This is a genomic window from Sphingobacterium sp. UBA6320 (genome assembly GCF_002440335.1).
Lineage (GTDB): Bacteria > Bacteroidota > Bacteroidia > Sphingobacteriales > Sphingobacteriaceae > Sphingobacterium.
Map to the genome: position 1 here is coordinate 10,707 of NZ_DJTA01000007.1, position 15,437 is coordinate 26,143.

General features: G+C 37.0%; 11 protein-coding genes. 7 read left to right on the top strand and 4 right to left on the bottom strand.

The genetic code is table 11. The annotated features are described in order from the left end of the window. Positions 1-35: 35 nt before the first annotated feature. Genes B3P23_RS02960 through ettA form a run of 3 tightly spaced genes read right to left on the bottom strand, consistent with a single transcriptional unit; the run spans position 36 to position 3,980 of the window. The gene (locus tag B3P23_RS02960; protein WP_045755389.1) at positions 36-1,097 is read right to left on the bottom strand and encodes a response regulator; all 1,062 of its coding nucleotides are present in this window, start codon (positions 1,095-1,097) and stop codon (positions 36-38) included. A gap of 6 nt (positions 1,098-1,103) precedes the next feature. Beyond that, on the bottom strand, positions 1,104-2,294 hold the full coding sequence (locus tag B3P23_RS02965) for a PAS domain-containing sensor histidine kinase (RefSeq protein ID WP_293924407.1): 1,191 nt from the start codon (positions 2,292-2,294) through the stop codon (positions 1,104-1,106). 3 nt (positions 2,295-2,297) lie between these two features. Next, positions 2,298-3,980 carry an energy-dependent translational throttle protein EttA gene (ettA, locus tag B3P23_RS02970; RefSeq protein ID WP_094772993.1) on the bottom strand — a complete coding sequence of 561 codons (1,683 nt, stop codon included), beginning with the start codon at positions 3,978-3,980 and terminating at the stop codon, positions 2,298-2,300. A 182-nt stretch (positions 3,981-4,162) separates the two neighbouring features. On the opposite strand from ettA, the gene B3P23_RS02975 reads away from it, so the two are divergent. Next, entirely contained in the window at positions 4,163-6,697 is a 2,535-nt protein-coding gene (locus tag B3P23_RS02975) for an ATP-dependent Clp protease ATP-binding subunit (RefSeq protein ID WP_094772994.1), read from the top strand. A 124-nt stretch (positions 6,698-6,821) separates the two neighbouring features. Then, positions 6,822-7,244 carry a hypothetical protein gene (locus tag B3P23_RS02980; protein ID WP_260946692.1) on the top strand — a complete coding sequence of 141 codons (423 nt, stop codon included), beginning with the start codon at positions 6,822-6,824 and terminating at the stop codon, positions 7,242-7,244. A gap of 56 nt (positions 7,245-7,300) precedes the next feature. On the opposite strand, the gene recN is transcribed toward B3P23_RS02980, so the two are convergent. Further along, positions 7,301-8,968 (bottom strand): DNA repair protein RecN, encoded by a 1,668-nt coding sequence (gene recN, locus B3P23_RS02985; RefSeq protein WP_293924409.1) that lies wholly within the window; start codon positions 8,966-8,968, stop codon positions 7,301-7,303. A gap of 633 nt (positions 8,969-9,601) precedes the next feature. On the opposite strand from recN, the gene B3P23_RS02990 reads away from it, so the two are divergent. From B3P23_RS02990 to B3P23_RS03010, 5 genes are all read left to right on the top strand, one after another. Further along, positions 9,602-10,690: a Fic family protein gene (locus B3P23_RS02990; RefSeq protein WP_045754324.1), complete on the top strand. Its 1,089-nt coding sequence runs from the start codon at positions 9,602-9,604 to the stop codon at positions 10,688-10,690. Between the two features lie 259 nt (positions 10,691-10,949). Further along, complete coding sequence (locus B3P23_RS02995; protein WP_293924411.1) at positions 10,950-12,563, top strand: DUF4139 domain-containing protein; 1,614 nt, start codon at positions 10,950-10,952, stop codon at positions 12,561-12,563. A 109-nt stretch (positions 12,564-12,672) separates the two neighbouring features. Continuing rightward, a complete protein-coding gene (locus tag B3P23_RS03000; RefSeq protein ID WP_293924413.1) occupies positions 12,673-13,305 on the top strand; it encodes a SprT-like domain-containing protein in 633 nt (210 codons plus the stop codon). Next, the gene (locus B3P23_RS03005) at positions 13,295-14,944 is read left to right on the top strand and encodes a M28 family metallopeptidase (protein WP_293924415.1); all 1,650 of its coding nucleotides are present in this window, start codon (positions 13,295-13,297) and stop codon (positions 14,942-14,944) included. Before B3P23_RS03000 ends, B3P23_RS03005 begins: the two co-directional genes overlap by 11 nt. A 45-nt stretch (positions 14,945-14,989) precedes the next feature. Beyond that, a complete protein-coding gene (locus tag B3P23_RS03010; RefSeq protein WP_108160683.1) occupies positions 14,990-15,403 on the top strand; it encodes a hypothetical protein in 414 nt (137 codons plus the stop codon). Positions 15,404-15,437 lie beyond the last annotated feature (34 nt).

A 15,437-nucleotide genomic window follows, 5' to 3' on the forward strand; every position in this document is an offset into this window, starting at 1 on the left:
TTCAGCCCTTATTTATTAAGAAAACAACAGGAATGTTATTGCTTAACTTTTCGCAGGTTATTAATAGAGAAAATACGTATCGCACTCTTCTCCTTTGCGATTAAATTTTCATCTCGGAAATCAGCTAATACTCTTGAGATTGTTTCGTTTGCCGTGCCAGCAATTGTTGCAATTCCCTCTCTTGATATTTGAATCACACATTCGTCTTTGACAGATGTATCAACCGTTTTTTCAGCAATACTAACGAGCGCATTGGCAATTCTTTTACGAACGGTATCGTAAGCGAATGCCAGCAATTGTTCTTCTTTTTCTCTGATATTGCCTGTCAACAGTTTAATGAATTTACCCGCGATCAAAGGTTTTCGATACAGCAATTCAAAGAAATCTTCTTTGGTGATTAGCGCAATCTCAGTTTTTTCTATTGCCTGCACATTGTCCGAATATTTTTCATTCAGCAACATGGCTTCGTACCCCAGATAAGCACCTGCAGATTGCATGTCTGTGGAGAGCTCGCGTCCATCTGTATAACATAAAAAACTTCTGACTTGTCCACTCAGCACAAAATAGACAAATACCGGAGAATCTCCCTCTTCGTAAATGGATTGCTTTTTTTTAAATACTTTGACACGAGATTTTTCAATAAGTTCTTTTAATAGAAAATCTTGTTCTTCAGGACTTAAATACAATGAGTTTTTAATGGCTATTGCTTCTCCGATCTGTCCTCTTTTTTTAAAACGTACATCAATGGCATTCAATAGTTCAACATCATCGAAAGGTTTTGTTAAATAGTCATCTGCCCCAAGCTCCATTGCTTTGCGCATATCCGAACGCTCTGCTTTTGCTGTCAGGAAAATAAACGGAATATGAGCCGTCTCTTCATGTCTGCTTAAAATATACAAAACCCCATATCCATCCAGTTCAGGCATCATGATATCGCATAGGATCAAATCGGGTAAATGAGCCATTGCTAGGTCGACACCAATCCGACCATTTTCTGCAGAAAGCACATCATAGCGCCCAGTTAACTCGAGAATCTCTGCTGTTCCTTCCCTTATATCTGTATTATCCTCTATGATAAGTATTGTTTTCTTTTCCACCTCCAATTATTTATTTTGAGTAAATACCATCTTTAAAAAAGTTCCTTCATTCAATGCCGATTTATATTCCATCACTCCATCCATCAGATGCACATAACGTTTTACAATATTCAATCCAAGACCAGTACCTGGAATATTTCCTGTATTATGCGCTCTAAAGAATGGTTCAAAGAGGTTCTTTTGTTCTTCCTCTGGAATACCTATACCGTTATCGCGAACTGTTATGATACAGGAGTCTCCTTCAATGATGGTATTAAATTCGATGAATGTATCCTCTCCAGAATATTTTATTGCATTTGAAATCAAATTTACAACTGCATTCTTCAACAAATTAGCATCCATCAAAAATACACCGACCTCTCCTGTGTGTTGGTAGACGATATGTTGATTTTTCTTACAGATCAACTGCATCTCTTCAGTAATTTCTTCAGCAAGCTCAACGACATTGATCATCTGTTTATTGACCGTAACAACACCTGCTTCTAATTTTTCCAGCGATAAAAAGTCATTTAATATACTGGTGAGCAGTTGCACCGAATTTTTGATTTTACTTGTATGTTTCATGACACTTGCAAAATCAGGTTTTTCGAGATATTTATCGATCAGTGATGCCGATAGTTGTACCGAGCTCAATGGTGTTCTAAATTCGTGTGAAGCCATAGAAACGAATCGTGATTTCAACTGCCCCAATTCCTTTTCTTTTTCTAAAGATTTTGAAACTTCGGCCTTTGTTTTCTCCAATTCCGATACCAGCATGATCAGGTCTTTCGTTCTTTCACTTACCTTTTGTTCTAGCTCGACTGCATGTTTCTTCAACCGGTTTTCCGCAGCTTTCTCTCTTGTAATATCATGGATAAAGCCTGTGAAGATATTTCTATTTTTATACCAGACTTCGCTTACAGCTAAACGAAAAGGAAAGGTGGTTCCATCTTTCTTTCTGCCTAGAACCTCCCTTCCTATTCCGATGATCTTTTTATGCCCTGTTCTTTTATAATTATCGATATAGCTATCGTGGAGACTCTGATCTGGCTCGGGCATTAATATCGAAACATTATTGCCGATGACTTCTTCTTCACTATAACCAAATAAGTTACATGCCGCTGGATTAATAGATTCAATCAATCCCCGATTATCGATGGTAATAATTCCATCGATTGCATGATCAATAATTGCTTCTAAAAGCTTCGCGCTTTCCATGAACTACTTGACTAATTTTTTATATTTAAGACGATGTGGCGTGACATCACCAATTCTTTTCTTTCTATTTTCCTCGTACTCCGAATAGTTACCTTCAAAGAAATAAACCTGAGAATCACCTTCGAATGCCAATATATGGGTACAAATACGATCTAGGAACCATCTATCGTGGGAGATGACTACCGCACAACCTCCAAAATTCTCTAAACCTTCTTCCAAAGCACGTAGCGTATTCACATCGATATCATTGGTAGGCTCATCCAGAAGAAGCACATTTGAACTCTTCTTTAAGGTAATCGCTAAGTGCACGCGGTTACGTTCCCCACCAGACAATACACCTACTTTCTTTTGTTGGTCGGCCCCGTTAAAGTTAAATTTGGACACGTAGGCTCTAGAGTTGGAAGAACGATTGCCGAGCATGATGTTTTCATTACCATCTGTAATATTTTCCCATACCGATTTCTCAGGATCCAAATCATCATGATTTTGATCGACATAACCAAGCACAACAGTTTCACCTACTTTGAAAGTACCTGTATCCGGTTGTTCTTGGCCTGTAATCAAGCGGAATAAGGTAGTCTTTCCAGCTCCATTGGGACCAATGATACCGACAATACCGGCAGGAGGAAGAGAGAAACTTAAATTTTCAAATAAAATACGATCTCCGTAAGATTTTGAGATGTTATCTGCTTCAATCACGACATTGCCTAAACGCGGTCCTGGCGGGATAAATAGTTCTAATTTCTCTTCACGGTCTTTTGTTTCCTCTGAGGCTAATTTCTCGTAATTATGAAGACGTGCTTTGGATTTGGCATGTCTCGCTTTAGGAGCCATACGCACCCACTCCAATTCACGTTCTAAAGTCTTTTGACGTTTTGATTCAGTTTTTTCCTCTTGCGCTAGGCGTTTAGATTTTTGATCTAACCAAGAAGAGTAGTTTCCTTTCCAAGGCAGACCTTCACCACGATCCAGTTCTAAAATCCATCCAGCCACATTATCTAAGAAGTAACGATCGTGGGTCACAGCAATGACCGTTCCTTTATATTGTTTTAAATGTTGTTCTAGCCAGTCAATAGACTCGGCATCCAAGTGATTGGTAGGCTCATCCAGCAATAAAACATCAGGTTCTTGCAGTAAAAGGCGACACATTGCTACACGGCGACGCTCACCTCCTGACAAATTGGCAATCTTAGCATCAGGCTCTGGACAACGTAAAGCATCCATTGCACGCTCCAATTTTGAATCAATTTCCCAAGCATTTGTGGCATCAATAATATCTTGAAGCTCACCTTGTCTACTTAATAGCTTATCCATCTCATCTGCATTTTCATACACTTCAGGTAAGCCAAATTTTTCGTTTATTTCTTCGTACTCTTTTAAAATAGCGGTTATTTCTGCAACACCTTCTTGAACGATTTCAAGCACTGTTTTTTCGGGATCCAAAATAGGTTCTTGGGCTAAATAGCCTACAGAATAACCTGGAGAGAATACCACTTCACCTTGAAAAGATTTATCTAAACCGGCAATGATTTTTAATAATGAAGATTTTCCAGAACCGTTAAGACCGATTACGCCAATCTTTGCACCGTAGAAAAAAGAAAGGTAAATATTTTTTAAAACTTGTTTTTGAGGAGGGTAAATTTTGTTGACACCCGCCATTGAAAAGATTATTTTTTCGTCTGACATACTAATCAATTATACTTTATTTGGACAATAAATACACACAAATGTAAACTTTTATACTGACATTTTGATCGATTTAATAGCATGGCTTAATTGTTGATAAATATTACTAAAATATTAAGGATTGATAAAGTAAATTTATTACATTTATATCATTCTTGGTCATTAAAAGAAAGGTAAATTACATGGAAGCAAAATTTTCACCGCGCGTAAAAGATGTCATATCGTACAGTAGAGAAGAGGCTTTGAGGTTGCGTCACGATTATATTGGCACAGAACATTTGTTGTTAGGTTTGATTCGTGAAGGTGATGGCATGGCAATCAAGATCTTGAGAAATATCGGGATTGACACTGCAGCTTTACGACAGTCTGTAGAGGAAGCCGTGAAAAGCTCAGCTGTATCTCGCACCCCTATTGGCAATATGCCACTTACTAAACAAGCAGAAAAAGTACTTAAAATCACATATTTAGAAGCTAAAATTTTTAAAAGTGAAATTATAGGAACGGAGCATTTGCTATTAGCTATATTGAGAGATGAGGATAATATCGCATCTCAAATATTACAGCAATATCAAGTGAGTTATGATATTTTCAAAGCGGAAGTAGAACAGAATAAGACTACAATTCGTGATGAAGCTCCAGGCTCGTCAACTGGTGATGACGATTATCCTGAAGAAGAGCAATTCATCCAACCTAAAAAGGTTTCTGACATCAAGTCTAAAACTCCGGTTTTGGACAACTTTGGTCGTGACTTAACAAAGGCTGCAGAAGAAGGTCGTCTGGATCCGATAGTGGGTCGTGAAAAAGAAATAGAACGTGTTTCTCAAATCTTATCACGCCGTAAGAAAAACAATCCGTTGTTGATCGGTGAGCCTGGTGTTGGTAAATCTGCTATTGCAGAAGGATTGGCATTGCGTATCGTACAACGTAAGGTATCACGTGTGTTGTTCAACAAACGTGTTGTTACGCTTGACTTAGCCTCTTTAGTGGCGGGTACCAAGTACCGCGGTCAGTTTGAAGAGCGTATGAAAGCTGTGATGAACGAGTTGGAGAAATCTCCAGATGTGATTTTATTCATCGATGAGATTCATACCATTGTAGGTGCTGGTGGAGCTTCGGGTTCATTAGATGCATCTAACATGTTCAAACCTGCATTAGCAAGAGGTGAGATTCAATGTATCGGTGCTACAACATTGGATGAATATCGTCAGTACATTGAAAAAGATGGAGCATTAGACCGTCGTTTTCAACGTGTGACTATCGAACCTGCTACGCATGATGAGACGATTGAGATTTTAAATCGTATTAAAGAAAAGTACGAGGAACACCATAATGTCAACTACACTCCTGAAGCGATTGAAGCTTGTGTAAGCTTAACGACTCGTTATATTACGGACCGTTTCTTACCAGACAAAGCGATTGATGCTTTGGATGAGGCAGGATCGCGTGTGCATTTGACGAACATTCATGTTCCGCAAACGATTATTGATATTGAAGAGAAAATCGAAGAAATCAAATTAGAGAAAAATCGTGTGGTTCGTAGCCAAAAATATGAAGAGGCTGCTAAACTAAGGGATACTGAGAAAAAACTTTTGGAGGAACTTGACCGTGAGAAGATCGCATGGGAAGAAGAAACCAAAGCGAAGCGGTATGTCGTTAGTGAAGATAATGTAGCAGAAGTTGTCTCGATGATGACAGGGATTCCTGTTCAACGTGTTAGCCAAACAGATAGCCAAAAGCTACTGAATATGGGTGAGTTGATGAAAAATAGAATCATCGGACAGGACGACGCGGTGCAAAAGTTAGTAAAAGCTATCCAACGTACTCGTGCGGGTTTAAAAGATCCGAAAAAACCTATTGGTTCATTTATCTTCCTCGGTCCAACAGGTGTTGGTAAAACGGAGTTAGCGAAAGAACTAGCACGTTTTATGTTTGATTCTGAAGATGCATTGATCCAGATCGACATGAGTGAGTACATGGAGAAATTTGCGATATCACGTTTAGTGGGAGCGCCTCCAGGATATGTTGGTTATGAAGAAGGTGGTCAACTGACAGAAAAAGTTCGTCGTAAACCTTATGCGGTCATCTTATTGGATGAGATTGAAAAAGCACATCCTGATGTTTTCAACTTATTGTTGCAGGTATTGGATGAAGGACAATTGACAGATAGCTTAGGTCGTAAAGTTGATTTTAGAAATACGATCATCATTATGACTTCAAATATTGGAGCTCGCCAGTTGAAGGAGTTCGGTCAAGGTGTTGGTTTTACCACTGCGGCAAAAACAACTCAAACAGATTCTCATTCGAGATCGGTTATTGAAACGGCTTTAAAACGTGCCTTTGCTCCTGAGTTCTTAAATCGTATTGATGATGTGATTGTTTTCAATTCATTATCCAAAGAGAATATTTTCAAAATCATTGATATTGAATTGAGATCTCTATTCGGTAGAATTACAGATTTAGGTTATACCATTGATTTGACTGTTGCTGCTAAAGAGTTTATTGCAGAAAAAGGATACGACACTAATTTTGGAGCCCGTCCATTAAAACGAGCAATTCAAAAATATTTAGAAGATCCAATTGCAGAGGAAATCTTAAAAGGCGATATCAAAGCTGGCGATCGTTTAAAAGTTGATTTAAACGCTGAAACAAAAGAAATACAAGTGGTTGCAGACCGATCAGAAACACCGATTGAACCTGCAGACAAGAAAGAAGAATAATAGAATTTTATTAATTTATAAAAATGCACCATAATGGTGCATTTTTTGTTAGAAGTGTTAATAGAATGTTAAACTTTTTTAGTGACCAGCAGTCTTATAAATACGAAACAAAATAATTACAGATATGAAAAGAATTTTATTAGCCCTATTAATAGGTGGTGCAACCTTAACTTCACTTAGTTCTTGCACGAAAGAGTACATTACGGAGGAGAATGTTTACGGTGATAGTTATTCATACTTTGCAAACCTAAGTACTGGTAATTGGAAGCAAACAAATGTGAATGCTTATTATGATGTTCCAGTTGCAGATTTGACCAATTATTACTTACAAGATGGTTATGTTTCTGCTGCAATAAGTTTTGATGGTGAAAAAACATATAATATCCTACCAGCTTCTTTTGAAGGTATTTCTTATTCAGTCGAGTATGCTGTTGGTAGAGTTTCAGTATATGCAGAAAATACTTCAGGAACTGATTTACTTAACAAAATTCCGAATGCTAAATTAAAAGTTGTCTTATCAAAGGTTAATTCAGCGATGGATTTATAGCCAAAAAAGAAGCCTCTTAAAAAAAGAGGCTTCTTTTTTTTAATCCTTCCCTTAGGCTATTCTACAATATTAAGCAATGCTTTTGCATGGGCCAAAGCTGCTGAAGTAGGTTTTATACCGCTTAACATTTGTGCTATTTCTTTGATGCGCTCTTCTTGATTTAACAAAACAATATTAGATTTCGTTTTATCACCCTCATCGATTTTATATACTTTGAAATGGGATTGACCTTTTGAAGCAATCTGAGGTAAGTGGGATATGGCTATAACTTGCATATTGACCGCTAAACGCTCCATGATCTCTCCAACTTTGAGCGCTACTTCACCCGAAATACCGGTATCAATCTCATCAAAAATAATCGTTGGTAAAGCGGAACTTTTTGCGACCAAAGACTTAATAGCAAGCATCACCCTAGAGAGCTCTCCTCCTGAAGCAACTTTATGAATTGCCTGTAACTCTTGTCCTTTATTTGCTGAAAATAAAAACTGGATGCTATTCATTCCAATTTCTTTCAACTCATTTTCGCCCAATTCCTCCAACTTCACTTCCAATTTAGCATTTGGCATCCCGACTTCTGCTAATACAGAAACCACATGCTTCTCAATTGTAGGTAAGGCTTTTTTCCGGATTTCAGTTAAGGATTTTCCCTTTTCAATTGTTTGCTGATACGATTCGGCTAACTCTTTCTCTAGCGCAAGAATGCGTTCATCTTGCGTATTGACATCTAATAATTTTTGCTCTAGAGCCTCTTGAATGGATAAGAGTTCTTCAACAGTATCGACATGATGCTTCTTCTGTAGGTTATATATTAAACTTAAGCGTTCGTTGATCTGTAACAATTTCTCTTCATCCAAATTTGTTCCTTGCTCCAAGTATCCGATCTCTGTTGCTATATCTTTAGCCTCGATCCATACACTTCTAAGGCGATTTGCAAGTTCTGGTAAAGCGGTTAAATAAGGCGCTACAGTTTCCAATTGTCCTAATGATTCTTTTAATTGAATCACCACATTCTGCTCCTGCTCTTCCAGGATATGCATCGCTCCTAACAAGCCTCTTTTGATCTCCTCTGCGTTTTCAAGTTGCTGTTGTTCGGTTTCTAAGCTCATCTGTTCGTCTTCCGATAGATTCGCTTGATGAAGTTCATCAAATTGAAATTGATTGAAGTCTGCCTCGATATGCGCTTGCTTGGCAAGATCTTTTATCTTTTTCAATTCACTCTTCACTTTTTTATAAGTGAGGAATGAAGTGAGGTAGCTGTTTTTTAAATCGGCAGATTTTGCGACATTATCCACCACTAAAAATTGGAAATCTTCGGTATTGATCTGCAATGTGGCATGTTGGGAATGAATATCAATCAGCTTCTCGCCTAAGCTTTTAAGGATAGCAAGCGTCACAGGAGAATCGTTTACAAATGCACGCGATTTACCATCAACACTAATTTCACGTCTTATAATGGTTTCATCTTCATAGTCCAAATCATGCTGGTGAAAAAAGTCTTTGAGATCATATGCTTCAATTTGAAAGAATCCTTCGATGCTACATTTCTTATCTTGAGTAAAAAAATATTTACCTTCAATTCTACTGCCTAAAATAAGTGATAAGGCGCCCATGATAATGGATTTACCTGCCCCAGTTTCTCCGGTGATCATATTCAATCCTTTATCAAACTGGATGGATAATTCATCAATCAAAGCGTAATTCTTAATATCTAATCTCGCGAGCATACTTTTTTAGCTGTATATTTTTTTTCACTAACATTTATCTTGTTAAACTTCTGATGGTCTTTTGGATAACATGGATCATCTGTTGAAAACAATAATTTTTATATATTGAATTTTGTATTCGATTTATCTTGATTCTATATCAAACTTAGATAATTTTGTTTTAATTACGTTATTTATCATAACAAAATTATTCGATAGCAATTCCTTTTTTTAACCAGCATTGCTTAGCCATTATCCACCTATGCACCCACATCAAGAATTGCATTATAATTTATAAATAAATGAATATAATCATCTATAGTAAACTGAAATAATGCTTTTTATCAAATTACCAAGCACTAAGGTAATTACAAAATACCATAATTACTAAATAAAGTAGCTAAAAACCTACCAATGTTAGTAATTATACTGATAAAGCATTTTGTAATTAATAAAACTTCTATAAAAAAACATCATTTTCTATATGTCATGACAATGAAGTAGCATTGCAGATCGCAGAAAAGATCATGCTTAATCCTGTGACCTATTATAAAACATATGTTTTATAGTAAAAAATTATACATGAGAACCCTATCATGATAAATAAAATTAATTATCTTTACATGACACTGCGTTCATATATAAAAACTTTGCATGATGGAAATAAATGTAGACTTACCGTATAATTCTCTACCACATTTACCTGTACTACAATCAAAGATTGAGACAATACCTATATTAAGACAAGTGGCAAAGTCTGGTATAGCTTTGGCAGAGCTGAAAGGAATAATTCACACTTTACCAAACCCCTCCATCTTATTGAATGCCGTAATTCTAAAAGAGGCACGAGCGAGTTCTGAGATTGAAAATATAATTACTACACATGATAAACTTTATCAAGCACTTTCAATCAACGGAAGCCAAATAGACTCATCTACAAAAGAAGTTCTTCGCTATCGTGAAGCCATTTTAGAAGGTTATAGGCATATACAAGAACGCGGTTTCATAAATACGAATTTAATTATCACTATTCAACAGATATTAGAAGAAAACAATGCAGGATTGAGAAAGCTTCCTGGCACATCATTAAAAAATTCTGTAACAGGAGAAGTCATCTATACACCTCCAGATGATAAGGAAATGATCCTATTACTGATGAAAAATCTAGAAGATTACATGAATGAGGAAAATGAGATTTCACCGTTAATCAGGTTAGCCATACAACATTATCAATTTGAAAGTATCCACCCTTTCTATGATGGTAATGGCAGAACAGGTCGTATCCTTAACGTGCTATATCTAATTTTACATGGGCTCCTTGATAGTCCAGTACTGTATTTGAGTGATTATATTATCAAAAATAAGTCAGATTATTATTGCTTACTTCAAGAAGTAAGAACAAAAGATCGATGGGAAGAATGGATTCTTTTCATATTACATGCAGTTGAGGAAACATCAAAACAGACGATTTTACAAATCGATTCAATAAAAAACATCTTTACTTTGACACAGGAAAAGGTGAAAGCCGAAGCTCCCAAACTTTATAACAAGGAATTGCTGGAGCTAATTTTTGAGCAACCATATAGTAAAATTGAGTTTGTTGTCGAACGACTGAGAGTTTCAAGGATAACCGCATCAAAATACTTAAAAGGTCTTGAAAAGCTAGGTATATTATATTCAAAAAAAGTCTGGAAAGAAACGTTGTATATTAACAAATCATTGTTTGAGATATTGAAACAATAACCCATCTATAATTTCTTGATTTACAATATATCTATGATAATAGGCTATCTGTAACAGAATAGAAAAACTGTAACAAATTATTAAGGGATATTTAAAGTAAAAATCCCAAAAAAAATAAAGTGCAGCGTATAACTTCTATTCTTGTACCTGTTAAGCTATATCTGCTACATCGTGATGTGATCATCATAGTGACGCTAAATAAATTTTTATGCAATCTTGCAGTGTACTGCATCTTAATGTATATCATCAAAAGAACAATATGAATATAACAAAAATCACCTTAGCGATTGGTAGCGTCATTATCAGTGGCAGTTTATTTGCACAGAGTCCCCAAATTATTAAGACGGATTTAAGAGAGGTTATGCTCTATACGAATGCTGCTGAACTTAATCATCATGCTACCGTAAACCTAGCCAAAGGAACGAGTGAGCTTATATTTACACATATAGCCAATGGTATAGATGAAAACAGTATTCAGATCGGAAGCTCTCCTCACGTAACAGTGATGTCCGTACGGTCAGCTGTCAATTATATTGGTGCTGATGTTAAAAGCGATGCATTTGTAAAAGCTGAAAACTATTTTAAGAAGGAATCCCATACATTGGCAAATTTTCAAAATCAAAAAGCCACGGAAGAAAGTATCTTGAAACTGCTGGAGAGTAATCAAAAAATAGCAGGAGTAAATGGCAATACAACGGTGGCTGAACTTGCGAAGATGGCCGATTATTATAAGACTAAATATCTTGAGGTAAAAAGCAATATAACGGCTTTGGATGACCAAATACTCCTGCAACAAGATCTGGTAAACAAAGCTCAGGTACAATTGGAGGAGGTAAAAGGGCAAACAACAGGTTCTGGAGGACAACTTATCGTACAGGTCATGAACAATCAAGCTGGAAACCAACCTTTCGACATTACTTACACATCTTCGCAGGCATCCTGGAATGCTTCTTACGACCTCCGGTCTGCTCATACCTCTTCGCCTTTGGCAATCATTTACAAAGCCAATGTAACCCAGGAAACTGGAATCGATTGGAAACAGGTACATCTTATATTAGCAAGTGGCAATCCTGCTCAATATGGTATTGTACCCAATTTAACTCCTTGGCAACTGTATTATAATCAACCGGCACAATCGCGTCCCATGATGCTTCAAAGCAAAGCTGACAACATGGTCTTCAATGAAGTTGCTGTATCTGATCAGAAGAACATACGGATTCGCGGAACGAGCAGTATCAACAGTTACACCGAACAAAACGAGAATCAGCTGAATACCACATTTGATATTTCTATCCCATACGATATTGCATCTAATGGCAAACCCCACAGTGTATCCTTAAAAGAGTATACACATCCTGCAACTTACAGTTATATTGCGATACCACGTATTGATCCGAATGTGTACTTGATGGCTGAACTGACGGATTATGAAAAACTCAATCTTCTACCCGGGACCGCAAATGTCATGTTTGAAAATATGTTGGTCGGAAAAACCTACATCAACCCGAATGACGCGACCGATACCCTAAAGCTGAGTATGGGAAGAGATAAAATGATCAGTATTAAACGCGATAAGATCAATGATCTATCTCAGACCAAGATCTTAGGTGGTAGTAAAAAGCAAAGCTTGGTTTATGAAATTACGATCAAAAACAATAAAAAGAATAGTGTGACCCTCAACTTGCAAGATCAGATTCCAATCGCGACAGATAAATCGATGGAAATCACTTTGGATGATCATAGCGGAGCTGATGTAGAAAAAGAAACTGGTCTACTCAAATGGAATGTAACTATTCCTGCTGGCGCTACTCAAAAAATACGATTTGGGTATTCTGTGAAATATCCAAAAGAAAAATTGGTGAGCATCTACTAATACCATCTATTAGAAAAAATGAAAAACCGCTGTAGGAATACAACGGTTTTTCGTTTTTAATTTCTTTCATCATACGGTCATTAATAATAAAAAAAGTTATGTTTGTGTTATGCAGGATTACAGTGCTACATTGCGTAAATTTATGCCGGAGGCGGCAGCGCCCATTATCTCTAGATGGATTAATGATACTGGCTGCTTATTTAAAATATCCAAATCCCGCAGTACCAAACTAGGCGACTACCGAGCACCTTTTCGTACTGATGGGCATCGTATATCGGTCAATCATGACCTCAATCCGTATTCTTTTTTGATTACCACCATCCATGAGTTTGCACATCTGCAAACTTGGCAGCAACATAAACATGCTGTAAAACCACATGGAAAAGAATGGAAAACTAATTTTCAAAATTTAATGAACCCTTTCTTAAAGCTGCAAATTTTTCCAGCTGAAATTGCTCGTGCAATCGCTCAATATTTGGAAAACCCCGCAGCTTCCAGTTGTACTGATCTTCATCTCTTTCGCACGCTTAAAAAATTTGACAAGCACTCCGATCAAGTTTTTACAGTGGAGATGTTACCGGATAAAAGTCATTTTAAACTACAAAATGGACGTGTCTTCCAAAAGCAAGAAAAGGTAAGAAAGCGCTATAAATGTCTGGAATTAACCAGCAATAAACTTTATCTTTTCCACCCTATTGCAGAAATTTATCCTATTGAAATCGCACATATACATGAAAAATAAGTTTAAACACCTTGCCCTCGGTATAGCATTGTTAGCCATGCTACATCCTGTATCGGCTCAAAAAAAACAAAATATCCTTGATCAAAAAGCACTCGGCAGCATTACTGAAAAAAGCTATAAACAGACGGTCCTCAAACTATCGTCGGATGAATTTATGGGGAGAAAACCTTTTACAAAGGGGGATACTCTGGCGACCAATTATATTGCGGATCAGTTTAAAAAGCTAGGACTAAAACCTGGAAATGGCAACAGTTACTTTCAGGAGGTTCCGATGGTGGAAATCACCTCAACTCCCAATGTAAGCCTCTCTTTGAAATCTTCGCAAGATGAACTTACCTTACAAAACCTTAGTGATTATGTGGTGACAAGCCGTCGTCTCCAAGAACAGGTCGAACTGAAAAATACGGAATTGGTTTTTGTGGGATTTGGTATTGTTGCTCCAGAATATCAGTGGAATGATTATCAAGATCTTGATGTAAAGGGAAAAACTGTCGTTGTCATGGTCAACGATCCTGGACATTATGATCAGTCTCTTTTTAAAGGTGATACGATGACCTATTATGGAAGATGGACTTATAAGTATGAAGAAGCGGCACGTCAAGGTGCAGCAGGCGTCATGATTATCCATCAGACAAAGGCCGCTAGTTACGGTTGGAATGTCATCCGTACAGGTTGGGGAAATGCTCCACAGATGGACTTAGACCATGTGGGCGATCCTAATCAATATGCACAAGTGGAAGGCTGGTTATCTACAGAAAGTACATCAAAGCTTTTTAAACTAGCAGGCTATGATGACTCGCTATTGGAAAAAGCTAAGAAAAGAGGCTTTAAAGCTGTTCCATTAGGAGTAAAAACAAATTTCGAGGTCAGCAATAAAATAAAAAGATCAAAGTCAAATAATGTCATAGCCAGACTTGAAGGTAAAAGCCGTCAAGATGAAAATATTATTTATACTGCACATTGGGATCACCTTGGTATTGGTGAACCGGTTCATGGAGATTCTATTTATAACGGAGCTATTGACAATGCTGCTGGTGTAGCTGCCTTATTTGAAATTGCAAAAGCTTTTAAAGCTGCCAAGAAAGCACCTGAACGTTCTATTGTCTTCTTGGCCGTGACATCCGAAGAAGATGGATTGCTGGGATCTGACTATTATGTTAGAAATCCTATTTTTCCGTTAAAGACAACAGTTGCTAATATCAATATGGATGCTTTTAGCGCTGCTGGAGCAACAAAAGATATATCCATTGTTGGAAAAGGACAGTCGGAGATGGATGACTATGCCCAACGGTCTGCATTGAAATTTGGACGTTATACCAAAGCTGAAGGAAATCCAAGTTCTGGAGGTTTTTATCGTTCTGATCATTTTAATTTTGCTAAGGTAGGTGTCCCTGCCCTTTATGCTGGCAGCGGTAGTGATTATATCGAGCAAGATACTTCGATCATAGCGCAACGAAAGAAAGCTTTGGAAGGTCGGTATCATGCCGTAAATGACGAGGTGATTCCGGACTGGAATTTTGAGGGGATGCTGGCCGATATCCGATTATTTTTTGATATTGGTTACACCTTAAGCCAAGAGGATATTTTCCCGAAATGGAAAGAAAAATCTGAATTTAAAGAAATAGGCGAAAAGCGTTAGTTATTTTATACTTTTGTATTCAAAGAATTAATTAAAGAAGAAATTATGTTACACTTACACTCTACATTAGCAATAATCTTATTGTTAGCTCTGATTGTTTCAATCATCATTACCTTTGTCAACTTCTCAGGTAACAAACCGTACAATAGAAAAATTGCACTTTTAGGTTTTATTGCCTCTCACATGCAATTATTAATTGGATTGATTTTGTTCTTTGTACTCAAATACCCATCCATGATTTCAGGTTCTATTATGAAAGATCCTACGATGCGTTTTAAAATTATCGAGCACCCGCTTACAATGATTATTGCGATTGTATTGATTTCGATTGGCTATATTAAAGCTAAAAAATTGACTAATGCTAAGCAAGCTAACAAAACGGTTTTGATTTTTTACATTCTTGGTTTAATTCTGATCTTGGCACGTATTCCTTGGGGAACTTGGTCATTATTGGCATAATTAATCCTACTACCATAAAAAAAGCGATGTTTTT